We start from the raw sequence: 23,563 nt of genomic DNA on the forward strand, positions 1-23,563 counted from the left end.
CTGGCCCGGCACCGGCTCGCTGCCCGTCACCGACGGCAGCGGCACCCCGGTGAAGATCGGCCCGATGGGAAGCGCCGGCCAGGGCGGCCAGTGACCACGGGCACCCGGCCCGATGGCGGGTGACGCACCGGCGGCGGGTGACGCACCGGCGGCGGTAGGCCTCCATCGGCAGCCGGGTGGCCGGGTCCGGTGTGAAAGCGCCGACCGGCGGGAGCGTCCTTCCGGCTGCGCGGCATCCGGGGCTGTCGGCGGTGGGGCCACGCGTCAGGGGTGAGCGCTAGGGTGCGTGGCCGTGGACGCTTCTGATCTTGACCACCGGGCCCGGACGCGGTCCGGCTGCATCCCGCCGGAGCTGGTCGCGCGGCTGCTCGAACGCGGCCACGCCGACGTGGTGGAACTGCAGGCCGGACGCGGCGAGTGGTTCTGCGCGCTGGCGTGGGCGCGACTGCTGGGCGGGCAGGGCCGGCAGGGCGACGCGCTGGAGGTGCTCGCCCCGTACCTGGCGACCGGCTGGTGGACGGCCGTCGCGGCCGCGGCCGAGCTGCTGGAGGGCTGGGGCCGCGTCGACGAGGCGATCGAGGTCACCCGGGTCCGCATGGAGGCCGGGCACCCGATGGCGCTGGAGTCGTACACGCGCCTGCTCGCCCGGCACGGCCGCGCCGAGGAGGCGTTCACCCTGCTGGTGCCGCACGTCGACGACTGGGCGCTCGCCACCGCCCTGGTCGACGTCGCGGCCGCCGCCGGCCGTCACGAGGAGGCCGCCGCGCTGCTCGCCGCCCGGACCGAGCACCGGTGTTCCGACTTCCCGTGGTGCTGCCGGGGCCTCGACCGCGACACGGCGCTCGGCCTGCTCGCCACGATCCGCGAGCGCCAGGGGCACGTCGACGAGGCCGTCGTCCTGCTCCGCCGCCGGCGGATCACCTCGGTCAACGGCCGGGACCAGCTCGCCGACCTGCTGGCCCGGCACGACCGGGTCGAGGAACTGCGCGCCCACGCCGCGACCGACGGGCACGAGGAGGCCGTACGGCGGCTGGCGGAGCTGCTGGAGGAACGCGGCGACGTGGAGGGCGCGATCACGGCGTACGGGCGGGCCGACGGACCCGCGGCAAGGAACCCGAACGCGGCGTACGAGCTCGCGCGGCTCCTGGCCCGGCACAGCCGGGGCGAAGAGGCGATCGCCGTGATGCGCACCCGGGCCGACGCCCACCCCGGCGACGACTGGATCCTCCACGCCCTGTCCGAGCTGTACCTCGAACAGGGCCGCCCTGCCGAGGGCCTGGCCCATCTCGACGCCCTCGCCGCCCGGCACGGGGGCGAGGAGGAATGGGAGCTGTTCTGGATGCGGCTGCCCCTGATCGCCGCCTGCGGCGGGGTCGACGAGGCGGTCGAACGGGCCCTGGCCCATCCCGAGGGCACCACCTGGTACGCGGCGGAGCACATCGCCCACCTTCTCGCCGGCGCCGGGCGCGCCGAGGAAGCCGTCGCCGTCCTGCGGCAGTACGACCGCAGGAACGGCCACGACCTGGCCGGTTACCTCGTCGACCTCGGCCGCGTCGAGGAGGCCCTGGCCGTCGTGCAGCACACCGACCCACCGCCACCGCTCGTGCCGACGACACACCTGTGGTCCGACGAGCCACCGTTCTGAGGCTCTGGCGGAGTCCGGGAAGGGACGGCCGCCGGGTCGCCCGTCCACGGCCCGTACGTCGGTCCCCTCCGAGAGAGAGGGCGGGCCACACCGTGTGGTTACCCGGTGCGGCGCGGTTGCACGGCGCGGCGCGGTGCGGTGCGGTGCGGTCGGCGTGAGGTGCCGGCGGTATCGGGTTCAGGTCACCGGCGGCCCGTCCGGTGTCAGCGCGTCGAGGGCGAGGTCGAGGGCGTCGAGGAGTGGGGCCCGCTCGGCGGGGTTGTAGAGCATCCGCAGCGCGAGCCCGTCGCTGAGCGCGATGACGGCGTCGGCGGTGGCTCCGGCACCGGGGCAGCCGACGTCGTCGAGCCATGCCACGAGGGCCTCCCTGACCTCGTGGTCGACCTGGCGCCGGATCGCGGCGAGGCTCGGGTGGTGGGCCGCCTGCACGGCGAAGGCGAGCTGTACGACGGCTTCGGCGCGACGCTCCTCGTCCAGCGGGAGCGTGGTGAGGACCAGCTCGCGCAGCGCCTCGCGCAGCGGGAGGCCGGCGTCCACGAGCGCCATGCGCTCCTCGACGCGCTCACCGGCGAGTTGGGCGGCGAAGACCAGCATCTCCTCCTTGGAGCGGAAGTACTTCTGCACCGCCCCGGCGGACCGGCCGCTGGCCGCGGCCACGGTGCGCACGCTGATCTGGTCCAGGCCGCGCTCGGCGGCGAGCCGCAGCAGTGCGGCGCCGATCCGCCGGCGCTGCTCGGGCCGGTCGACGGTCTTCGGCATGGGCCCACCCTCCTCTTTGGGATACAGTCGTATTCTAACGACGAAGGGGGAAGACGATGGACGACGACCGCAGCGAACCCTCCACACCCGCGGTGCGGATCTCGGACGCCGACCGCGATCGGGCCCTCGGCATCCTGGCCGCGGCGCTGGCCGAAGGCCGGCTCGACGCGCAGGAACACGCGGACCGGGCCCAGGCGGCCCTGCGGGCACGCACCCCGGACGACCTCGGCGCCCTCACCGCCGACCTGCCGGCCCCGACGCCGACCCGCACCGAACGGGACCGCAAGGACCTGGCGGAGTGGCTCACGGAGTGGCGGTACTGGCTCGGCGGGCTGGTGATCATGTCGGCGATCTGGGGCGTGCGCTGCCTGCAGAAGGGCGAGCTGACGTACTACTGGCCGGTCGCCCCGCTGGGGGTGTGGGCGGCCGTCCTCGTCGCCGTGGCGATCTGGCCCCGCGGCGGCGGCAAGGACGGGGACGGGGACGGCAGGACCTGACCGCACCGGGCGGTGCCGCCCGGCGAACGGCTCCGCTGGGCGAGTGCGTCCGGTGCGGCGACCCGGGCACGGCGACGAATCCGCCCGGATCGCCGCGCCCGGGCACCCGTACGCGGTCACCGAACTTCCGGCGATCTTGGTGGTCCTGACGACTGCTAGGTTGGCGGACATGGCGGACAGGGTGCACAGGCACGACGAGGAGATGCGCGGACACTTCCGGCAGGCCGCCGAGCAGCGGGGATTCACGCTCTCGGCCGCGCAGGAGCACGCGGTCGAGCGGTTGAGCCGGCTGGCCGGCGAGCTCGCGCACCCCGCCTGGCGGCTGCGCCGCACCCCGCGCCACCTCTACGTCTGGGGGCCGGTCGGCCGCGGCAAGAGCTGGCTGGTGGACACCTTCTTCGAAGGGCTCGCGACCCCGCGCAAGCGGCGGCTGCACTTCCACGACTTCTTCCGCCGGCTGCACGAGGGCGTCGCCCACCACGCCGAGCACCGCAGCGCGGATGTCGCGGCGGTGGACGAAGCCGTGGACGATCTGCTCGACGACTGCCGAGTCGTCGTGTTCGACGAGTTCCACGCCCACGACGCGGGCGACGCCATGCTGGTCGCGCGCCTGCTGCGCACCCTGCTGGCGCGGCGGATCACCCTCGTCACCACGTCCAACTACCCGCCCGCCGGCCTGATGCCCGACCCGATCCACCATCACCTCTTCGAGCCGACGATCAGGCTGATCGAGGAGCGGATGGATGTCCTCGACGTCTGCGGACCGGTCGACTTCCGGCGCGAGCCCGGGCCGGGCGGCTCCGGCGGGTTCCGGCTCGGCGCCCTGCTCCGGCCCGGCGCCGAGAGCGCGGCCGGACTCTCCGCGCCCCGGCCCGAGGAAGCCGGGCCGGTGGCGACGCTCCACCGCGAGCTGCCGGCCCGGGCCGTGCGCGAGGACCTGGTCTGGTTCACCTTCGGGGAGCTGTGCGAGGGCCGGACGGCGGTCCCGGACTACCTCGCGCTCACCGACCGGTTCCCCGCCGTCGTCGTCGACGGCGTCCCCCCGCTCGTCGACGCCTCCCCCGACGGCCGCCAGCGCTTCGCCAACCTCGTCGACGTCTGCTGCGACCGCGACGTCCCGCTGACCCTGATCGGCGCCGACCCCCTGGAGGGTCTCCCCGCCGGCTCCGCGCTGATGCGCGACCTCGACCGCACCGCCAGCCGCCTCGCCCTGCTCCGCCGACCCGCCCCCGAGACCGTGGGCTGAACCGCCGTCAACGGGCCGGTGCTCTACAGGGCGGTCTGCCGGGCCGGGAAGGCGGTGAAGCGGGCGAGGACGGACAGGGGCCGGCCGATCTCGACGAAGTTGACGGGATTCTCCAGCCGGTACGTGTCGCCGCGGGGCGGGAAATGGCCGAGGTCGGCCACCAGGACCAGGGGGGTCGTGGCGAACAGGACGACCGGCACCTCCTCGCCGATCACCGTGATGAAGGCCGGCATCACCTGGCGGTGCTCGTACGTCGGCGGGAGCCGCCGGGTGAGCTTCAGCAGGCTGTCCGCGTCCACGTCGACGGCGTCGTTCTGTTCCAGGGTGATGGTGCCCCTCTCGCTCTCGGCGGCCATCCTGAAGCCGGCGATCCGTAGGCGGACGCTGTCGAGCGGGTCATCGGGGTCGACCTCGACGCGCTGCCGCAGGCCGCCGCGGAAGTCGACGTTCAGGGTCCGGTCCTGGTACTCGACGGTGCAGTTGCCGGCCAGCAGGGAACAGGGGAACTCGGCGCCGATCGGCGGAAGCGCGGACACGGGGACTCCTCGGGGCTGCCCGAACGGGACGTGCACATCCAAGTCACGGCCCGACCCCGGCCCGGGCCATTCGCCCGCCGGTGGGCGCGCCCACCAGGGCGGCGGCCCGGCCCCGGCGTCAGTCGTCGGCCACGTCAGTCGTCGGCCAGGGGCAGGCGGATCACCAGGTGGGCGCCGAACCCCTGCGGCGGGGGCTCGGCGGTCGCGGTGCCGCCGAGGGAGGTGGCGATGGTGCGGACCAGGGCGAGGCCGAGGCCGGCGCCGCCGCCGGCGCGGTCGCGGGCGCTGTCGAGGCGGACGAAGCGGTCGAAGACGCGTTCGCGGTCCCGGGCGGGGATGCCGGGGCCGTCGTCGTCGACCTCCAGCCGGGCCCGTCCGCCGGCGGCGGCGAGTCTGACGGTGACGGTCTCGTCCGCGTGGCGGGCGGCGTTGTCCAGCAGGTTGCGCAGGATCCGGCCGACCAGGACCTCCCGGCCGGGCACCACCACCTCGGGCTGCTCCCCCAGGCCCTCCAGACCCTCCAGGGGTTCGAAGCGGAAGGTGAGGCCGGGGTCGGTGTGGGCGCGTTCGGCGAGCTGCTCGGTGATCAGGTCGTACAGCTCGACGGTGCCCTCCGCCGTGCCGTCGGTGCCGGATTCCTGGGTGCGGGCGAGCAGCAGCAGGTCGTCGGCGAGGTCCTGGAGGCGTTCGGCGTCGGTGAGCGCCCCGGCCACCACCGCGGGCCAGTCGGCCTGCGCCGGATGGGCGAGCGGGACCTCCAGGGTGCTGCGCAGCGCGGCGAGCGGGCTGCGCAGTTCGTGCGAGGCGTCGGCGACCAGTCGGCGCTGCTCGGCCAGGGCGCGTTCCAGGCGGTCGAGTGTGGTGTTGGTGGTGGCGGCGAGCCTGGCGACGGCGTCCCTGGAGGGCGGTACCGGGACGCGTTCGTGGAACGCGCCCGCGCCGATCCGGGCCATCCCGCGTCGGATGGACTCGACCGGGCGCAGGGCGAGGCCGGTGACCAGCCAGGCGGTGAGGGCGACGAAGAGCGCGGCGCCGGGGGCCAGGAGGACGCCGAGGGCGTGGGTGACGGTGGCGGCGGTCTGCTCGGCCTCCTGGGTGTCGATCAGCACGACGACGGTGAGCCACTGCGGCGGCAGGCCGGTGACGCCGGAGTAGGCGGCCAGTTGGTCGCTGGTGAACGGGCCGGCGAGGGTGCGGTAGAAGCGGACCGTGTGGCCCCTGAGCCGCCACGACGACAGGTTCGGGAGGACGTCGGACGGGAGGCGGATCGCGACCTCGTCGACGGATTCGCAGCAGCGTGGGGACGTCAGCGCGTCCTCGATCCGGCTCCGTCCGGCGCCCGGGTCGATCGGCAGCAGGCCCAGGCGTGCGGCCTCGTGGCGGAGGTCGCCGGACAGGCCGTGGGACCGCAGCCACTGCCCGTCCTCGGTCATCACGGCGTAGGTGGTGTCCTGGAAGGGCTCGTCGGGGCTGCCGGGGACCTTGTGCGCGACGTTCTGCAGCGCGAGCCCGGCACGGGCGATGGCCGTGCGCTCCAGTTCCTCCTTCACGGTGTCGCCGACCCAGTACGCGGCGAAGCCGAAGGCCACCACGGAGGCGAGCAGCGCCGCCAGGGCGGCGCGCAGCCGGACGCCGGGGCGCGGGAGGCGGCGCGTGCGTGCCGGGCGTACGGGCGGGTCGGTGCGTACGGGCGGGTCAGTGCGCACCGGGTGCCGCCAGCCGGTAGCCGATGCCGCGGACGGTCTCGATCAGGCAGTGCGCCCCGGCGCGGTCCAGCTTGCGGCGCAGCGCGGCGATGTAGACCTCGACAATGTTGACGTCGCCGCGGAAGGCGGAGTCCCAGACGGCGTCCAGGATCTCGGTCTTGGGCACCGCCTGGTCGGGGCGGCGAAGCAGGCATTCCAGTACGCCGTACTCCTTGATGGTCAGGCGCAGTTCGCCGTCGCCGACGGTGCAGCGGCGGGCGGCCGGGTCGAGTCTGAGGTCGGCGAGGGTCAGGACGGGCGGGCGGGCCGTGCCGCTGCGGCGCAGCAGGGCGCGCAGGCGGGCGGTGAGGACGACGTAGGAGAAGGGTTTGCTGAGGAAGTCGTCGGCGCCGCAGTCGAGTGCCTCGGCCTCGTCGTATTCGCCGTTCTTGGCGGTGAGCATCAGGATCGGGACGGGGTTGGCCTCGCGGCGCAGTGCCTCGCAGACCCGGAAGCCGTTGAGGCCGGGCAGCATCAGGTCGAGCACGATGGCCGCGTAGTCGCCGGCGCGGGCCTGTTCGAGGCCGAGCAGGCCGTCGCCGACCACGTCGACCGCGTAGCCCTCCGCCCGCAGGCCCTGGCTCAGCGACCGGGCGAGCCGCTCCTCGTCTTCGACCATCAAAAGGCGCATCGGGTAAGGATAAGTCAATTCCCGTCGCGCCCAATACGGTTGACCGATGTGCCGGGAAGGTCCTTCCTGAACGGATCCTCAGGTTCGCTCAGAATTCCTTCAGGGGGGATTTCCTAGCGTCGGCCGGGTGACGAGTGAACGATTCCGGCTTTCCTCCCGTGTGCTTTCCTGGGTTCCCGTTCTTCCGGTCGGCGGGTACACCCTGCTGTTGTCGGTGCCCCGGCACTGGCGGATGGAGTCGACCGGCTTCGACCTGGGGATCTTCGAGCAGGGGGTGCGCGGGTACGCCGCGTTGCAGGCGGCTCCGGTGGCCACGCTGAAAGGGAGCGGATTCCCTTTGCTCGGCGACCATTTCAGCCCGCTGCTGGCGGCGTTGGCGCCGTTCTACCGGTTGTTTCCCGGCGCCACGACGCTGTTGGTGGTCCAGGCCGTGCTGTTCGCCCTGTCCTGTGTTCCGGTCACCGGGCTGGCCGTGGAACTGCTCGGGCGGATACGCGGGTCGGCCGTCGGCTTGGCCTACGGGCTGTCCTGGGGGCTCTGGCGGGCGAGCGCGTTCGACTTCCACGAGGTGGCGCTGGCGGTTCCGTTGGTCGCCGGGGCGGTGGCGGCGCTGGCCCGCGGCCGGTACCGGGCGGCGGTCGGCTGGGCGCTGCCGCTGCTGCTGGTGAAGGAGGACCAGGGGCTGATCGTGGCCGGGATCGGCCTGTACGTGTGGTGGCGCGGGCGGCGCCGGCTGGGCGCGGCGACGGTGCTGGCGGCCGTCGCGGTGACGCTGCTGGCGGTGCTGGTGGTGGTCCCGGGCATGAACCCCGACGGGGTGTACGCCTACGGCGCCAACGGTGCCTGGCACGGTGATCCGGTGACCCGGCTGCTGCTGCCCGCGGTCAAGTGGCACACCGTGGCCGTGCTGCTCGCGCCGACCGTTTTCGTGGCGCTGCGCTCGCCGCTGAGCCTGCTGCTGGTGCTGCCGTTGGCGGGCCGGTTCTGGACGCCGAATCCCACGTACTGGGAGACGGGGTACCACTACAACGCGGTGCTGATGCCGGTGCTGTTCGTGGCCCTGGCGGACGGCCTGCACCGGCTGGCGGGCGGGCGCGGTCGCGTCGTCGGTGTGCGGGGCCGGTCAGCCGGTGTCGCGCGGGCGCGGCGGTTCGCGGTCCGGGGTGTGCCCGTGGCGGCCCTCGCCCTCGCCCTGGCCGTCGCGCCGGTGCCGTCCCTCTCCGGGCCGGGGGCGGAGGTGCGGACCGCCCGGCAGGTGCTCGCGGTGATCCCGGACGGCGCGACGGTGGCCGCCTCGAACCGGCTCGCCGCCCAGCTCACCGGCCGGTGCACGGTCTCGCTGTTCCCGTACCTCAGCACGCCGGGGGCCGTCGCGTCGGCCGGGCCCTCCCTCCGGCGCCCGGAGGCCCGGTGGGTGGCGGTGACGGACCGGCCGGGCGACTTCCCGGTGCCCGGGCCCGAGCAGCTGGCGGCGCGGGCCGCACTGCCGGCGGCCGGCTACGAGGTGGCGGCGGCCGGCGGCGGCGTCACGGTGTACCGGTGGGCCGGGCACCCGGCGGGGTGACGCGGCGGGCGTGGCACACCCCGGGGCGGCGGCGGGCTCGGCTTCGGGGGGTGCCCGACCTGTGCGGCTGCGTCAATTGACGAGGCCTCGGGCGAGGGCGGAAACGGAATTGCCGACCCGCCGCCCGGCGCACTAACGTTCGACCGCGCACCGAGCGCCGGACCGAGGACGCCACGTCCGACGGGCGGTCGGAAGACGCGTTATACCGGACGAATGTCCTCCTCTGCCCGGCCGCATACGCGACGCGAGGCGGTCGGCTGCGGAGCGGGGGCTCTGCTGCGAAGGCGAACTGACACACCATGCGTGAATCCTCTCCACCCGCACGGCCGGCGGTCCGGCTGGCGAGATACCTGGCGCCGCTGTGCGCGCTCGGCCTTGTCCTGGCCGCCCCCGCGACCGCGTCCGCGGATGCCCGGACCCCTGCGGCATCGCCCGGCGTGACCGTGGCCGGGGATGTCGACTTCGACGGCGTTCCCGACGTCCTGGCCCCCGCCGCCGACGGCTCGCTGACCCTGTACCGGGGCGGCGCCGGTGCCGCGGCCGGGCCGGAGACGGCCTCGCCGGCGGATCGCAGCCCCCGTCAGGACGACTGGAACAACTACCTGCTGGCCAACCGCGGTCCCGTGATCGGGCACCCCGGCTCGCTCCTCGCGTATCACAAGAGCGAGAAGCAGCTCTACGTCTACCTCAACGACGCGGGAGCGTTCCCGAACCCCGTCCCGGGCCACTTCGCGCGCACCTCCCTCCAGTTGGGCACCAGCGACATATGCAGCCGGGGCATCGACGGCACCTGGAAGCACATCGTCCGGATGACGGCCGTCCAGCGGGGCACCGGCAGGCCCCACCTGGTCACCGTCGAGAAGGGTCACCTGCGGTACTACCCTGCCAGTCTCTCCGTCAACTGCGGCTTCGACGCCGGTGTCGAGCTCGGCGCCGAGGGCGGCGACTGGAGCGGCTTCACCCCGATGTACCCGGGTGAGGTCAACGGGGTGCCGACCCTGTGGGTGCGCGACGACGTGACCGGGGCCGTCGCCGACTTCCCGCTGTCGATGGACGCCGAGGGCAGGCCCGTGAGCGGCTTCACCCCGCTGACGCCGCCCGCACGCAAGCCCCTGGTGTCCGGGCTCCGGGGTGCCGGCGGCGAGAGCCTGTGTGCCGACGTCGACCAGGGCCGGACGGCCAACGGCACGGCCGCCCTGCTCGCGACCTGCACCGACCAGGGTGCCGGCGCCGGCCAGGCGTTCAGCCGCGGCACCGACGGGACACTGCACGTCCTCGGCAAGTGCCTGGACGTCCCCGGCGCCGCCAGGGACAACGGCACCGCCCTCGCCCTGTGGGACTGCAACAGCACCGCCGCGCAGAAGTGGGAACCCGGCCCGGCCCCCTCCACCCTGCGCAACCCCAACTCCGGCAAGTGCCTCACCGTCGCCGGCGGCGTCGGTACCCCCGGCACCCGCCTGACCATCCAGGACTGCCTCCAGGGCCCGGGCCAGACGTGGCAGGCGCCCGACGCCCAGCCCGCGCTCCCCCTCGGACTCGGCTCCGCCGCCCACCCCGCCGTCGACGCCCCCGGTGACATCAACACCGACGGCAACCCGGACCTCGTCGCCACCGCCGCCGACGGCCGCCTGTTCTGGTATCCCGGCGCCGCCCCGGAGGGGAGCCGGCCGCGCTTCGGCGAGCCGCAGGAGCTCGCCGTGCGGTACTCCGCCGGCTACAGCATCGGCTCCGGCTACGTCCCCGGCCGCTGCCTGGACAACTGGGGCGCGGGCGACGGCACCCGGCTGCGGCTCTACGACTGCTGGAACGGCCCGAGCCAGAGGTTCGCCTTCGCCTCCGACGGCACCCTGCGCACCGGCGGCCGCTGCGTGAGCGTCCAGGACGACCGGACCGACTGGGGTGCGCCGGTCGTCGTCGCGAACTGCCGGGCCGGGAGCGGCCAGATCTGGACGCACCGCGCGGACGGCACGCTCCACAACCCCGCCTCCGGCACCTGCCTGGAGCTGCCGGGCTGGGAGTCCGCCAACGGCACCGCCCTGGGCATCTGGCAGTGCCACGGCAACGCCAACCAGCGGTGGACCCTGTCCCCCAACACGGCCTGACCGGCCCCCCTCCAGGCCCCGGGCCCGCGACGCACACCGCGTCGCGGGCCCGGGGTCATCCCCGTTGTTCGGCGCCCGGCGGCAGCCGCGCCACCGTGCCGTGATCGTTCGCGAGGGCGGCCCGGCGGGGTGGCCCGACATGCTGAAAGACCGTCACACCTGCTTGCCCTGTGCCATCATGAGCCCATGGGGGACACGGTCGAGCTGAAGCTCGCGGACGGCACTGGCGTACTCCTCGAGGTCGTCGGCGGCCCGCCGCAGATCGCGGCGGCGCCCGCCTCCGCCCCTGCCGGGCTGCCCGCCGGCACCGCTCCCGTCGTGCCGGTCGGCGCCGGACGGGCGAGGCGCGCGGTCGAGGCGACCGGGCAGGCGCTGGCCGACGTGCTGCGCCCGCTCGGCGGTGTGCTGGACTCGGTGCACTCGGCCGTGAGTTCGGCCGTCCGTCCGCCGGACGAGATCTCCGTGGAGCTCGGGATCAAGCTCAGCCACGACCTCAAGCTGGGCATCACCTCGGCCGCGGGCGAGGCCACCATCACCGTACGGGCCACCTGGACGCCGGGGGCCCGGGGCGCCGACACCACCACGACCGGCGCCGACGCCGCCGTTCCGAGGCCCGCCCCCGCCGGCAGGTAGCCGGATGGCCCCAGACGATCCGGACCGCCCCGTCAAGCTCGCCCACGCGGCACTCCACTGGAAGGACGACGCCGAGGCGTACGGCGGCGGCGTCCTCCTCACCCCGGACACCGTCCTCACCTCCGCCCATGTCATCAACCAGGTCCTCGGACGGGACGACTTCGACCAGCAGCGCCCCGACGCGCTGGACGACCTGACCGTCTCGCTGCCCGCGACCGACCCCCGCCAGCGCCTGCAGGCCACCCTCACGTCCTGGCTGCCCGCCCGCCGCCCCGACGGCACCCCGGCCCTGCCCGGCGACATCGAATGGGCGGGCGACCTGGCACTGCTGCGGCTGCTGCACCCGCCCGCCGCCGCCCGGCCGGCCACCGTCGGCCGCTGCCGCCCCGGCCGCACCGCGTACGCCTGGTTCGGCAGCGGCGCGCCCAGCACCATCGCCGCCGCCGTGGTGCAGGGGGTCACCGAGCGGTGGATCGTGCTGGACTCACCCGCCTCCGCCCAGGCCGTGGTCGAGGGCTACAGCGGCTCCCCGCTGTGGGACCGCGAACAGCAGAAAGTGGTGGGCCTGGTGATCGGCCGCAGCGGACTGCGGGCCTTCGCCGTGCCGACCTGGGACCTCGGCAGGCTGTTCAGCGAGGCGGGCGAGCCCGCCCCCGCGCTGGCGGGGCCCGAGGAGGACCCGCTCGACCCGCGCGTCCAGCAGTTGCTCGGACCGATCCGGGCCGTGCTCCCCTCCCCCACCGGCCTCGCCACCTTCATCGCCCAGTACCTCGCCGACCTCGGTCCGGACGCGACGGGCCACCCGGCGGGCCCCGGACGCCCCACCGTCACCACCGCCGAGCAGCTCGCCGCGCTCGCCGCCGCCGCCCCGCACGGCGTGCCCACCCTGCTCGCCCGGCTGACCGCCGCGGCCTCGGGCACCGAGCAGCGGCAGTGGATCGCCACCACCGCCGTCCTGGCCTCGCCCGAGCGGTTCCTGACCGCCGGCGAGCACCGCGAACTCCTCGACCTTCTCGCGGCCGACGCCCCGGACCCCCGCCGGTGCGCCGCCGAGGCACTGCCGCTCGGCCCCGACCTGCGATCGGCCGACTGGCCGGGCGCGGTGGCCGAACTGGAACGCTACCGGCCGCGCCACGGGCGCGTCCCGCAGCTGCTGCGCACCATCGAGTTCGCCGCCGTCCTGGCCGGACGGACCACCGCCGCACGGGCACTGACCGCCTGGAACGACGCCGTCGCCCACCGGCTGGGGCTCACCGGGGCGCTGCCCGAACACCGCGCCCAGGCCCTGGAGTCGGCGCAGGCCCGCCGGACGGCGGCCGGGGCCGCGGGCCGCCCCGGCGGGGCACCGGCCGCGCCCGTGGTGCAGGTACAGCTGTGGCGCGCCACCGGCACCGACACCTTCGGCTACGCCCTGCACGCGACGGACGCCCGCGGGCTGCCGCTGCACCGCAGCACCTGCGACACACCGGCCCCCCGCGGCCGGCTGCTGGCGGAACTCGCCACCCTGCTGGAGGGCCTCGCCCGGCACACCGAGCCCGGCGCGGTGCCGATGGTGGAGTGGTTCGTCCCCTCCGACGAACTGGACCTCGCCGTCGACCAGTGGGTCTACCGGCCCGACGAGCTGTTCCCCGGCGTGCTCGGCCAGGACTTCCTCTGCGTGATCCGCAGCCCTGAGCTGCGCCGGGCCGCCTTCCTGCCCGAACTGCGCTACCGCTGGAAGGCGTTGAGGTCCGGCCGGGTCGCGCTGCTGGAGCGCCACGACCCCGCGGTGCAGCAGCGCGGCGCCCCGGTGCCGGTGTGCGGGGTGGCGCTGTGCTGCCCGAGCAGCGAACTGCCCCGGCTGCGGGCGATCGCCCTGGCGGTGGGCGTCCCCGGGGTGCTCTGGCTGCGTCCGACGGCACCCGCCCCGACGCCCGGGCGGCTGTGCGAGCTGGTCGACGGCTCGGCCCCCCACGAGCTGCCGCAGGTGGTGTACGAGGCCCGGCTGGGCGAGTCGCCGGACGGGCTCCACCGCCATCTGGCCCTAGTCTGGGACGGCCCGGAGGGCCACCCGGACACCCTGCGGCTCGGCGATCCCCGAGACTGAACCCCGGGTTGTGAAAGGAAGATCCGCCCATGACCGACGAGGCATCCGGCAGCAGGCCCGACCGGGTCGGCGACGACCCGACGGCCGACGATCCGACGGCGGACGGCCGGACGGACGGCGTTCGGGCACAAGACGACCGGGCGCAGGACGGCCCGACGGACAACGGCCCGACCGGCGACGGCCACGACGAGTGGCGGATCTACGCCGGCGACGGCACGGTCCGCACCCGCCCGCTGCCCGCCGCCCCGCCGTGGCGCCGCTTCGGCGGGGCGACCCCGCCCGACCCGGCCGCCGGCGGCGCCGTCCCCTCGCCCCGCCCGGCCGCCCTGTACCGGATCGGCCCGCAGGAGGTGGACGTGGTCAACGCCGCCCTGCACCTGCGCCGCCCCCTGCTGGTCACCGGCCGGCCCGGGACCGGCAAGTCCTCGCTGGCCGCCTCCGTGGCCGCCGAACTGGGCCTCGGCCCGGTGCTGCGCTGGCCGGTCAACAGCCGCACCACCCTGCAGGACGGCCTCTACCGCTACGACGCCGTCGGCCGGCTGCGCGAAACCGGGCGGGCCCGCGAACTCGGCGCCGCCGAACCGGACATCGGCAGCTACGTACGACTCGGGCCCCTCGGCACCGCGCTCGCCACCGGCCGGCCCGGCCGGCCCCGAGTGCTGCTGGTCGACGAACTCGACAAGGGCGACCTGGACCTGCCGAACGACCTCCTGGTGGTCTTCGAGGAGGGCGAGTTCGAGATCCCCGAACTGAGCCGGCTGCCCGACGACGGCCCCGACGTACCGGTGATGCTCACCGGCACCCGGGACCGGCACGCCGTCCACCACGGGGTGGTCTCCTGCCACGAGTTCCCGGTCACCATCCTGACCAGCAACGGCGAACGGGACTTCCCGCCCGCCTTCCTGCGCCGCTGCCTGCGCCTGGACCTGCCCGAGCCCGGCGAGCAGCGACTGCGCGACATCGTCCGCACCCACCTCGGCGAGGACGGCCTGCAGGCCGGCGAGGACCTCATCGAGGCCTTCCTGCACCGCCGCGACCACGACCGCGCCGCCCTGGCCACCGACCAGCTGCTCAACGCCGTCCACCTGCGGGTCAGCGGGGTCGACCTGGACCGCGAGGGCCTGCTCGCCGCCGTCCTGCGCCCGCTGGAGGACGCGGAAACCGGCCTCGGATGATCGAGCGACTGCAGGAGGCGCTGGCCCCGGCCGGCCTCGCCCTCACCCCGGGCGAGCTGCTGGACGTCCTCTGGCTGGCCGACCGCATCCCCGCCGCGGGGCTCGGCCACACCGCCGCGCCGGTGCCCGCCGACCCGTCCGACGTGCCCCGTCCCGCCCGCGGCACCGCCGGGCCCGGCGGCACGCCACCGCCGCCCGGCACGCCCCACCCCGCCGACCTCTACGCCCCCACCGAGGGCGGCGCGCCGGGGTCCTCGGCCCGGCCGGTGCAGGTGCAGGCGGGCCTCGCGCTGCCCGACGCCCTGCCGTTCGGCCGGGCCCTGCGTCCGCTCAAACGCACCGCGCCCTCCCGCCACGAGCAGCGGCTGGACGAGGGGGCCACCGCCGAACTGATCGCCGAGACCGGGGTGCTGGACCTCGTGCTGCGCCCCCGCCCCGAACGCTGGCTGAGCGCGGCACTCGTGGTCGACGACGGCCTGTCGATGGAGCTGTGGCAGGACACCGCGGCCGCGCTGCGGGACGTCCTGGAGGGCGTCGGCATCTTCCGCACCGTCCGCTGCTACGGCCTGGACAGCCGTAGCGAGGGCGGCCCGGTGCTGCGCGCGCGCCCGTTCGCCCGCGGCGCCCCGGCGGTCTCCCCCGGCCTGGTCTGCCCCGCCGACGGGCGCGGCACCGTCCTGGTGGTGTCCGACGCGATCGGCGCCGGCTGGCACCGGGGACGGCTCGCGCCCCTGCTCGCCCGCTGGGGCGGCCGGTGCCCCACCGCGATCGTCCAGCCGCTGCCGCAACGGCTCTGGGCCGGCAGCGCGCTGGCCCCCCAGCGGCTGCTGCTGCGGGCCCGCCGGCCGGGCGCCGCCAACACCGAACTCGACGCCGCCGACCCGGTGCTGCCCGAACTGACGCCGCCCGGGGTGCCGGTGCCGGTGCTCGACCTGCAGCCGGCCGCGATCGCCGCCTGGGCCGCGCTGGTCGTGGACGGCCGGCCCACGGTGCTCCCCGGCATCACCGTCGGGCCGGCCCCCGACCCGGTCGAGCGCCCCACCCCCGCCCCCGCCGCGCCCGCCCATCTGGCGGGCCGCCTCGCGCAGTTCCGACGCGCCGCCTCCCCCGAGGCCTTCCGGCTGGCCGGCCACCTCGCCGCCACCCGGCCCCTGACCCTCGGGCTGATGCGGCTGGTCCAGCGGTCCGTGCACGGGCGGGTCGACCCGGCCGTGCTCGCCGAGGTCCTGCTCGGCGGGCTGCTGCGCCGCTCCCCGGGCCCGGCCGGCCACGGCCCCGCCGCGTACGAGTTCCGCCCGGGCCTGCGTGAACTCCTCCTGGAAACCGTGCCGGTGGGCGACCTGCTCGCCGTCACCGACCTGGTCACCGAGGCCCTGCGGGCACCCCGGACGGGCGGGCCGACGATGCCCGCCCTGCGCGCCGACCTCACCGGCCACGACGCTCTCGCCCCCGGCGCCACCGCGTTCGCCGCGTCCACGGAACCGCTGCTGCGCCACTTCGCCGCCGCCCGCGGGCCCGTCGGCGGCGGCTCGGCGGGCAGCTTCGAGGTGCTGACCCTGCAGGATCCCGTACTCGCGGCCCTGGTCGCGGCCGAGGACTGGCGGGGCGCCGTCGAACGCGGCGAGGAGGTGATGGAGGAGCTGATCGCCCGGTACGGCCCGGACGACCTGCGGGTGCTCGCCGGCCGGCTCGACCTCGCCCGGTGGATCGGACTCGCCGGCTCACCGCAGACCGCCCGCGCACTCGCCCGCGAGCTGCACGCCGACCTCACCCGCCTGCTCGGCCCGGGCGACGGACGCACCCTGGCCGCCCTGACGGCGGCCGGCGACTGGGCCGGGCAGGCCGGGCACACGGGCGAGGCGGTGGAGGCCCACCGCGAGGTCCTGGCCGCCCAGGAGGCCGACCTCGGCCCGCTCGACCCGCGCTGCGTCGAGACCCTGGCCCTGCTGGCCTACTGGACCGGCGAACTGGGCAAACCGGAGGACGCGCTCACCAACTACGGCGAACTGCTCCGCCGCCAGGAGCAGTTGTACGGCGCGGAGGACGTGCGGGCCCTCAACACCCGCGCCAACCTGGCGTCCTGGACGGGCCAGGCCGGCCGCAGCGAACCCGCCCTGCACCTGTGGCGCGCGCTGCTCGCCGACGTCGAGCGGCACGCACCGCCCGAGCACCCGCTGCGGCTGATCGCCGCGACCGAACTCGTCCACTGGCGGGCCGAGTGCGGGGACCCGGCCGACACCCTCGACACCCTCAACCGGCTGCTGCCCCGCCTCACCGAGGCACTGGGCCCGGCGCACTCCTACCCGTACGGGGTGCGCTGGCGCCTCGCCCACTGGACGGGGGAACTGGGCGACCCGGAGGGGGCACGGGAGCAGATGCGCGACCTCCTGGCCGAACTGGGCACCGTGCTCACCCCCGAGCACCGGATCTTCCTCAGCTGCCGGGTCGAGTTCGCCGAGTGGACGGCCCGCACCGGCGACCCGGGCGCGGCACTGCGCCTGCTGACGGAACTGGTGCCCGAGATCGAGGCGGTGCTCGGCACCTCACACCCCCAGGTCGTCCGGGCGCGGGAGCTGGAGACGGCCCTGCGGGACACGGGGAAGTGACCGGGCGGGGCGCGGGGAGGTGACCGGGCGGACGCTGGCGCAGCGCGTCCGCCGCTCCGGGCAGCGGGCCGCGGGCGGGCTGCCCGCCGCCTTCTGGTGGCTGTGGACGAGCACCCTGGTCAACCGGCTCGGCACCTTCGCCGTCCCGTTCCTGACGCTCTGCCTGACCGTCGAGCACGGCCGGTCGGCGGCCTTCGCCGGACTCGTCGCGGCCGTCGCCGCGGCCGGCGGCATGGCGGGCGCGCTGCTCGGCGGCCTGGCCGCGGACCGCTTCGGCTGCCGGCCCACCCTGCTCGCCGCCCACCTGGGCACCGCGGCGGCCACCACGGCGCTCGGCCTCGCCTCGCAGGAACGCCCGCTGGTCGCGGCGGCGCTGCTGCTCGGCTGCTCCGCCGGGGCCGCCCGCCCCGCCGTGGCCGCGCTGATGACGGCGCTGCTCGACCCGCGCGACCGGGTCCGGGCGTTCGCGCTCGACTACTGGGCCGCCAACCTGGGCTTCTCCGCCTCGGTGCTGCTCGCCGGGGCGGCGGTCCGCTTCGGGTACACGCCGCTGTTCCTGGCCGACGCGGCGGCGACCCTGCTGTGCGCGGCCGTGGTGCTGCTGTGCGTACCCGGCGTTCCCGTACCCGCCGTTCCGGCCACCGGTGACGCCGGTGCTCCCGCGGTGGCCCGGGGGCGCGGCGGGTTCCGGGAGGTGCTGGCCGACCGGCCCTTCCTCTGCTGCGTGCTGCTGTTCGTCCTGATCGCCGGGATCCTCCAGCAGCTGACCACCATGCTGCCGGTCGCCATGGCGGACTCCGGGCTCGACCCGGCCGCCGCCGGGGCCGTGCTGGCCCTGAACGGGGTGCTGGTCTGCCTGGCCCAGGTGCCGGTGGGCGGTCTGATCGCCGGCCGGCCGCCGTTCCCGCTGCTGGCGCTCGCCGCCCTGCTCTGCGGCACGGGCTTCGGCCTGACCGCGCTCGCCGGCTCGGCGGCCGGGTACGCGCTGACCGTCGTGGTGTGGACCGCCGGGGAGGTGGTCAGCGGCCCGGTCTCGCTGGAGGTCACCGCCCGCTTCGCCACCGCCCGCAGCCAGGCCCGCTACCAGGGCGCCGGCGCCTTCGCCTGGTCGGTCGGCGGGGTGCTCGCGGCGGCGGTCGGCGGCTGGACGTACGACCGCTGGGGCGGCGGCGCGCTCTGGACGGGCTGCGCGGTGGCCGGGCTGGGCGCCGCCACCGGGTTCCTCCTGCTGGGCCGCCGGGTGGCGCGCTGACGCCCGGGGCATCGGTCCGGGGCCGTCAGCCGGTGACCGGGTCGAGCTGGAGGTAGTCCAGGTTCCAGTTCTGGGGGGCGTCCGACGGCAGGCTCACCCTGATCGTGTGACGGCCCGCGGTCAGCTGCCGGGTGATCCCGCTCGGCTGGAGGGCCATCTTGGCGTGGCCGGTCGTGTTGCGCACCGTCACCGGGTCGCTGTCGGGGCCCGCGTCGAAGGAGACCGTGTAGCTGCCGGCGGGCGAGTACGAGGAGGAGACGCGGGCCGAGAGCGCGTACGCACCGGTGGCGGGCACGTCCACCTCGTAGGAGAGCCATTCGCCGCCGCGCATGTGGGAGACGCGGACGTTGCCGTCGGCGTCCGCGATGTCGACGCCCTCACCGGGGCGCGTCCCGAGGCCGCCCTGGTTCTCGGGATCGTTGTCGTGGTAGCCGGTGCCCTCGCCGGGGAGGAAGTCCTCGCCCTGCACGCGCACGCCGCCGGCGGGGAGCGGATCGCCCTCGCCGGTGCGCAGCCACGATTCGAACTTCTCCACGTCGTCGGTCTGGACGATGGTGGCGTCGTAGCTGCGGACCAGGGCCTCCCAGCCGTGCAGCGGGTCGATGAGGGAGACCTCGTCCGTCATCCGGTCCGCCTGGCCGTTCCACATGGTGTTGACCCAGATCCGGCTGTGGCGCGTCAGGGTGTCGAGGAAGGGCTTGCGGGCGACGGCGTCCGCGATGTCGTCGAACTCGACCTCGTAGGCGACGGGCTGGTCGGTGCCGAACTCGGTGACGGCGGCCAGGTTGCCGTCCGTGATCTTGTGCATGTAGACGGAGCCGGGGTGGGTGGCGAGGAAGTCCTTCACCTCCGCGACCGGGGCGTCGCTCTTGTAGATGCCGTTGCGCACGGTGCCGGTCCTCGCCAGGACGTCCGCTATCTCCTTGCGGATCGGCCAGCCCTTGTCGAGGTTGACGAGGCCGCGGTCCCTGGCGAGGGCCATGGCCTCCTCCAGCGTGGGGACGCGTTCCTCCGTGACGGCCGCCTGGGGCCCGCCGAGGCCTTCCCTGAGCCGGAGGTCCCTGATCTGGGCGAGCGTCAGGTCGGCGACCCGGCCCTTCCCGTCGGTGGTGCGGTCCACGGTGAGGTCGTGGACCAGGACGGGCACGTTGTCCTTGGTGAGCTGGACGTCGATCTCGGCGATCTCGGCGCCCTGCTCGAAGGCGGCCCGGATCGCGAGCAGGGAGTTCTCGGGGGCGTGGCGCCACTGCCCGCGGTGTGCGGCGGTCAGGATCTTGGCGTCGCGGCCGTGGTCGAACAGGTCGCGGTGGGCGCGCTCGGCCGGGGTGTCGCCGCCGGATCCGGGGCCCCCGAAGACGTACGGGGGTCGCTCCTGGGTGACGGTCTGAGCGGGCGTCGGGCCGGCGCCCGCGCGGGCGGCACCGTTGAGGCGGGTGCCGACGAGGAAGCCGGTCAGGGTGAGGACGAGGGTGGTCACCAGGAGGGCACCGCGGTACAGGGGTGAGGTCGGCATGGCCCGGAACGTAGGGGTCGGGGGATCAGGCTCCGGTCCGCGTGTGACCGGCTACTGCTCGGTTTCGTGAACGCGAGCATCCAGGAGCGTACCGCTGGGGTCGGGCCCCCGTCCCGCCGCCCCTGGTCTCCTGATCACCGGCCCCCGGCCGGGACGCCCGCGGCCGCTCCGACCTGGGGATTCCTGGTGCGCTCGGACGTGTCGCCGTGCGCTCGGACGTGCCGCCCCCGCCCGACGGGGCGGCATGTCCGGCGGCGGGCCCGCTATCGGCCGGCGCCCGGGGACGCGGGTTCCCACGGCCGGACCCACGGGTCGGGCCAGGCCTCGGCCGCGGCGAGCAGCGGGTCGAAGGTCGCGCCGTCGATGCCCTCGCGGATGAGGTCGGCGTGACCGCCGTGCCGCGCCGTCTCCTCGATCAGGTGCAGCAGGACCCAGCGGACCGACCATTCCTCGACCTCGGCGGGGACCCACGGAGCCCCCTGCGGCACCGGAACGGCCTGCCCGAGGTCCGGGATGCCGGCGATCACGGCGTCGGTCCGCCCGGCCGCCTCGGCGTACGCGGCCAGGGCCCCGGCCAGGGTCTCGTCCGGGGCGAGCCGGAACTCGTCCGCGCCCGACTCGTCCGCCGTCCGCCGCGTCCCGCACCGCCGGAGGATGAGGTCGCTCCAGTAGCCCTCGCACCGGGCGGCGTGCTTGATGAGGCCGCCGATGCTCAGCTCGCCGGCGGAGGCCGGCATGCGGGCCTGTTCCTCGGTCAGACCGTAGGCGGTGACCCGCAGCGCGCGCCGCTGATGGGCCAGGTAGGCGGTCAGCGCCGTGCGCTCATCGGCGACGGGCGGGACGACTCTCGGCATGGCGGGACCCTCTCGCAGTGCAAGACCTTGCAGCAAGTTTCAGCGCCGGACTCTACCGCCACGCCCGAACCGCCCGTCCACGGGCCGGTCGACCCGGCCCTCGCCTCGGGGGTGGCGGGCGATGCCCCGGGCCGAAAGTCGTTACCAGCCAGGCTGGTTAAGTCCTACGGCGTTGCGGAACCTTCCACACGGAAGACGGCCCAGTCTTGCGCAAGGAGGTGAAATTTCTTTCACCAGAGGGTTGACCCGCCCTTTCCCCAGGCGAGAGGGTCAGCCCCATGCCCGCACACGTACCGCCGATCGCCGACGAGCGCGAAGGCCTGCTCGCCTACCTCACCCAGCAGCGCCAGTCCCTGCGCGCCACCGCCCACGGGCTGACGGACGATCAGGCGAGGATGACGCCCACCGCCAGCGAACTGAGCATCGGCGGTCTCATCAAGCACGCCGCCCGGTGCGAGGCCGGCTGGACCGACCTGATCCTCCAGCGCCGGCGCGGCCCCGCGCGGACGGCGGACGAGAGCGACTCCGCCGAGTTCGCGCTCACCGCGCAGGAGACGCTGGCGGACGTGCTGGACCAGTACGAGGCCGCGGCCCGGGAGACGGACGCGGTGATCGCCGCGATCGCCGATCTCGGCCAGGCCGTGCCCGTCCCGCAAGGACTGCCGTGGTTCCCCGCCGACGTGAAGAACTGGTCCGTCCGCTGGGTGCTGCTGCACCTGATCGAGGAAACCTCCCGACACGGCGGTCACGCCGACATCATCCGCGAATCCATCGACGGCGCCACCCTGTTCCCCCTCCTGGCCGCCGCCGAACAGTGGCCCGACCCGTGGTTCCAGCCCTGGCAGGCCCCGACCCACTGAACGACGGAAGGCCGACCAGGCCGACCAGGCCGGCGGCCACCCCGGCACCGCCGGACGGACCGGCGGCACCGGGGTGGCCCGGGCCCCCGGTCCCGGTCGTGGAGAAGCGCGTCGGCGTGGCGATGAGTTTTCCGGCCCCGGGAGGTCTACATCTCGACCGGGACGATCGACTCATCGGGAGTGCAGACATGGGCCTCATCCACATCGAGATGTTCGCGACGCTCGACCTCGTCGGGCAGGCACCCGGCGGACCCGACGAGGACCCGGAGGGGTTCCCGTTCGGCGGCTGGCAGGCACCCCTGCTCGACGAGGTCGCCGGCGCGCAGATCGGCGCCGCGTACGAGGGCACGGACGCCCTCCTGCTCGGCCGGCGCACCTACGACATCTTCGCCGCCTACTGGCCCCACCAGAAGGGCGGCGAGGACGGCGACATCGCCGAACTCTTCAACCGCGTGCCGAAGTACGTGGCCTCCCGCGGCACGCCCGACCTCCCCTGGGCCGGCTCCACGCAGCTCGGCCCCGACCTGCCCGCCGCGGTGCGCGAGATCCGCGACCGGCACCGGAGCATCAAGGTCGTCGGAAGCCTCGACCTCGTCCAGACCCTCCTGCGCGAGAAGCTCTTCGACCGCCTCGACCTCTGGGTCCACCCGATCGTGCTCGGCGTCGGCAAGAGGGTCTTCGAGGACGGCGCAGTCCCCACCAACCTCACCCTCCTCCAACCACCGGCGGCCAGCCCCAAGGGCACCGTCCACCTGCGCTACGCCCTCGCCGACGGCACACCCGCCACCGGCGACATGAGCGCACCCGACCGCGGCCTCGGCCACGGCCACGACGATGGCCGGTGATCCCGTTGACCACCGTCGACGTCAACGGGATCGCCCTGGGCATCGAGTCGTTCGGCGCCGACGACGCGCCACTCGTCCTGCTCGCGGGCGGGACGACGATGCTCTCCTGGCCCGACGCGCTCTGCGAACGCCTCGCCGCCGGCGGGCGCCGCGTGGTGCGCTACGACCTGCGCGACAGCGGGGAGTCGACGACCACGGACCCGCAGGCACCCGCCTACACCCTGCGCGACCTCGCCGCCGACGCGGCGGCCCTCGCCGACGCGCTCGGCGCGGGGCCCGCGCACCTCGCGGGGATCGGCGTCGGCGGGATGGTCGCCCAGGTGGCCGTGCTCGACCGTCCGGGCGCGTTCTCCGCGCTCACCCTGGTCGGCACCCGCGCGGTCGCCCCCGGCCCGCCCGACGACGACCTCCCCGACCACGACCGCGCGACGATGGGCCGGCTGTTCGCGCGTCCGATGCCCGACTGGAGCGACCGGGAGGCGGTCGCGGACTTCGCCGCCGCCGGCGCGGAGATCCTCGGCAACGACCCCGCCGCGGCGCGCGCGATCGCCGCGCGCGTCTGGGACCGTACGCCCGGCACCGCGCCCCCGGTGCAGACGGCCAACCAGCTGGGCCTGGTGTTCTCCCGGCTCGACTGCGGACCCCGCTGGCGCGAGCGCCTGCCCGCGATCGAGGTCCCCACCCTCGTCGTCCACGGCCGCCGCGACCCGTTCTTCCCTGTCGGCAACGGCGAGGCGATCGCGCGCGAGATCCCCCAGGCCCGGCTGCTCGTCCTCGAGGAGGCCGCCACCGCGATCCCGGACGCGGCGGTCGGCGAGGTCGTCGAGGCGATGCTCGCGCTCGGATAAGGGACGGCGGGGCTCGCGCGTCCCGTTCGGCGGGTCCTTCGCGGTGTCACCGGCCGGGCCGCCCGGCCGGGTCAACGACGACATGTTCCTCGGCCGCGCGCTGGTGCCGGAGGACTTCTTCCTCGGCAACGGCCTGCCCCGGTACTTCCCCGACGACCGGGTGATC

General features: G+C 75.3%; 19 protein-coding genes and 1 pseudogene. 14 read left to right on the forward strand and 6 right to left on the reverse strand.

Translation table 11 applies throughout. The features are described 5' to 3' along the window. Both ACWEQL_RS30095 and ACWEQL_RS30100 read left to right on the forward strand, forming a co-directional pair. Positions 1–94 (forward strand): annotated as a pseudogene (locus ACWEQL_RS30095) (DUF4232 domain-containing protein); the annotation flags it as partial. A gap of 198 nt (positions 95–292) precedes the next feature. Continuing rightward, positions 293–1,645 carry a tetratricopeptide repeat protein gene (locus ACWEQL_RS30100; RefSeq protein WP_452153497.1) on the forward strand — a complete coding sequence of 451 codons (1,353 nt, stop codon included), beginning with the start codon at positions 293–295 and terminating at the stop codon, positions 1,643–1,645. Between the two features lie 177 nt (positions 1,646–1,822). On the opposite strand, the gene ACWEQL_RS30105 is transcribed toward ACWEQL_RS30100, so the two are convergent. Further along, positions 1,823–2,404 (reverse strand): TetR/AcrR family transcriptional regulator, encoded by a 582-nt coding sequence (locus ACWEQL_RS30105; RefSeq protein WP_452153498.1) that lies wholly within the window; start codon positions 2,402–2,404, stop codon positions 1,823–1,825. A gap of 56 nt (positions 2,405–2,460) precedes the next feature. On the opposite strand from ACWEQL_RS30105, the gene ACWEQL_RS30110 reads away from it, so the two are divergent. Together ACWEQL_RS30110 and zapE are read left to right on the forward strand one after the other, a co-directional pair. After that, the gene (locus ACWEQL_RS30110; RefSeq protein ID WP_452153499.1) at positions 2,461–2,901 is read left to right on the forward strand and encodes a DUF1707 SHOCT-like domain-containing protein; all 441 of its coding nucleotides are present in this window, start codon (positions 2,461–2,463) and stop codon (positions 2,899–2,901) included. 169 nt (positions 2,902–3,070) lie between these two features. Beyond that, on the forward strand, positions 3,071–4,147 hold the full coding sequence (zapE, locus tag ACWEQL_RS30115) for a cell division protein ZapE (protein ID WP_452153500.1): 1,077 nt from the start codon (positions 3,071–3,073) through the stop codon (positions 4,145–4,147). A gap of 23 nt (positions 4,148–4,170) precedes the next feature. On the opposite strand, the gene ACWEQL_RS30120 is transcribed toward zapE, so the two are convergent. From ACWEQL_RS30120 to ACWEQL_RS30130, 3 genes are all read right to left on the reverse strand, one after another. Then, a complete protein-coding gene (locus ACWEQL_RS30120; protein ID WP_452153501.1) occupies positions 4,171–4,683 on the reverse strand; it encodes a hypothetical protein in 513 nt (170 codons plus the stop codon). 134 nt (positions 4,684–4,817) lie between these two features. Further along, a complete protein-coding gene (locus ACWEQL_RS30125) occupies positions 4,818–6,389 on the reverse strand; it encodes a sensor histidine kinase (protein WP_452153502.1) in 1,572 nt (523 codons plus the stop codon). After that, a complete protein-coding gene (locus ACWEQL_RS30130) occupies positions 6,379–7,059 on the reverse strand; it encodes a response regulator transcription factor (protein WP_452153503.1) in 681 nt (226 codons plus the stop codon). The genes ACWEQL_RS30125 and ACWEQL_RS30130 overlap by 11 nt, the downstream gene beginning before the upstream one ends. Positions 7,060–7,273: 214 nt before the next feature. Here ACWEQL_RS30130 and ACWEQL_RS30135 point away from each other — a divergent pair, with 214 nt between their 5' ends. The 7 genes from ACWEQL_RS30135 (at position 7,274) to ACWEQL_RS30165 (ending at position 18,477) form a co-directional block, all read left to right on the forward strand. Continuing rightward, a complete protein-coding gene (locus ACWEQL_RS30135; protein WP_452153514.1) occupies positions 7,274–8,623 on the forward strand; it encodes a DUF2079 domain-containing protein in 1,350 nt (449 codons plus the stop codon). Positions 8,624–9,060: 437 nt separating this feature from the next. Beyond that, positions 9,061–10,725, forward strand: coding sequence for an RICIN domain-containing protein (locus ACWEQL_RS30140; protein ID WP_452153504.1), 1,665 nt, complete (start codon positions 9,061–9,063; stop codon positions 10,723–10,725). Positions 10,726–10,911: 186 nt separating this feature from the next. Beyond that, positions 10,912–11,358, forward strand: coding sequence for a CU044_2847 family protein (locus tag ACWEQL_RS30145; protein WP_452153505.1), 447 nt, complete (start codon positions 10,912–10,914; stop codon positions 11,356–11,358). A gap of 4 nt (positions 11,359–11,362) precedes the next feature. Beyond that, a complete protein-coding gene (locus ACWEQL_RS30150) occupies positions 11,363–13,444 on the forward strand; it encodes a VMAP-C domain-containing protein (protein WP_452153506.1) in 2,082 nt (693 codons plus the stop codon). A gap of 29 nt (positions 13,445–13,473) precedes the next feature. Continuing rightward, positions 13,474–14,619, forward strand: coding sequence for an AAA family ATPase (locus tag ACWEQL_RS30155; protein WP_452153507.1), 1,146 nt, complete (start codon positions 13,474–13,476; stop codon positions 14,617–14,619). Beyond that, positions 14,616–17,225 (forward strand): SAV_2336 N-terminal domain-related protein, encoded by a 2,610-nt coding sequence (locus ACWEQL_RS30160; protein ID WP_452153508.1) that lies wholly within the window; start codon positions 14,616–14,618, stop codon positions 17,223–17,225. The genes ACWEQL_RS30155 and ACWEQL_RS30160 overlap by 4 nt, the downstream gene beginning before the upstream one ends. Before the next feature lie 19 nt (positions 17,226–17,244). After that, on the forward strand, positions 17,245–18,477 hold the full coding sequence (locus ACWEQL_RS30165; protein ID WP_452153509.1) for an MFS transporter: 1,233 nt from the start codon (positions 17,245–17,247) through the stop codon (positions 18,475–18,477). 25 nt (positions 18,478–18,502) lie between these two features. Here the strand turns inward: ACWEQL_RS30165 and ACWEQL_RS30170 are convergent, their stop codons facing one another. Together ACWEQL_RS30170 and ACWEQL_RS30175 are read right to left on the reverse strand one after the other, a co-directional pair. Then, entirely contained in the window at positions 18,503–19,990 is a 1,488-nt protein-coding gene (locus tag ACWEQL_RS30170; RefSeq protein ID WP_452153510.1) for a glycerophosphodiester phosphodiesterase family protein, read from the reverse strand. A 263-nt stretch (positions 19,991–20,253) separates the two neighbouring features. Next, positions 20,254–20,844 carry a DinB family protein gene (locus tag ACWEQL_RS30175; protein ID WP_452153511.1) on the reverse strand — a complete coding sequence of 197 codons (591 nt, stop codon included), beginning with the start codon at positions 20,842–20,844 and terminating at the stop codon, positions 20,254–20,256. 278 nt (positions 20,845–21,122) lie between these two features. Here ACWEQL_RS30175 and ACWEQL_RS30180 point away from each other — a divergent pair, with 278 nt between their 5' ends. The 3 genes from ACWEQL_RS30180 (at position 21,123) to ACWEQL_RS30190 (ending at position 23,397) form a co-directional block, all read left to right on the forward strand. Continuing rightward, positions 21,123–21,704 (forward strand): DinB family protein, encoded by a 582-nt coding sequence (locus ACWEQL_RS30180; protein WP_452153512.1) that lies wholly within the window; start codon positions 21,123–21,125, stop codon positions 21,702–21,704. A 188-nt stretch (positions 21,705–21,892) separates the two neighbouring features. Next, entirely contained in the window at positions 21,893–22,549 is a 657-nt protein-coding gene (locus ACWEQL_RS30185; RefSeq protein WP_452153513.1) for a dihydrofolate reductase family protein, read from the forward strand. 5 nt (positions 22,550–22,554) lie between these two features. Beyond that, positions 22,555–23,397, forward strand: a complete 843-nt coding sequence (locus ACWEQL_RS30190; RefSeq protein WP_452153515.1) for an alpha/beta fold hydrolase — start codon at positions 22,555–22,557, stop codon at positions 23,395–23,397. Positions 23,398–23,563: the final 166 nt, after the last annotated feature.

The organism is Kitasatospora sp. NPDC004240, from assembly GCF_053603215.1.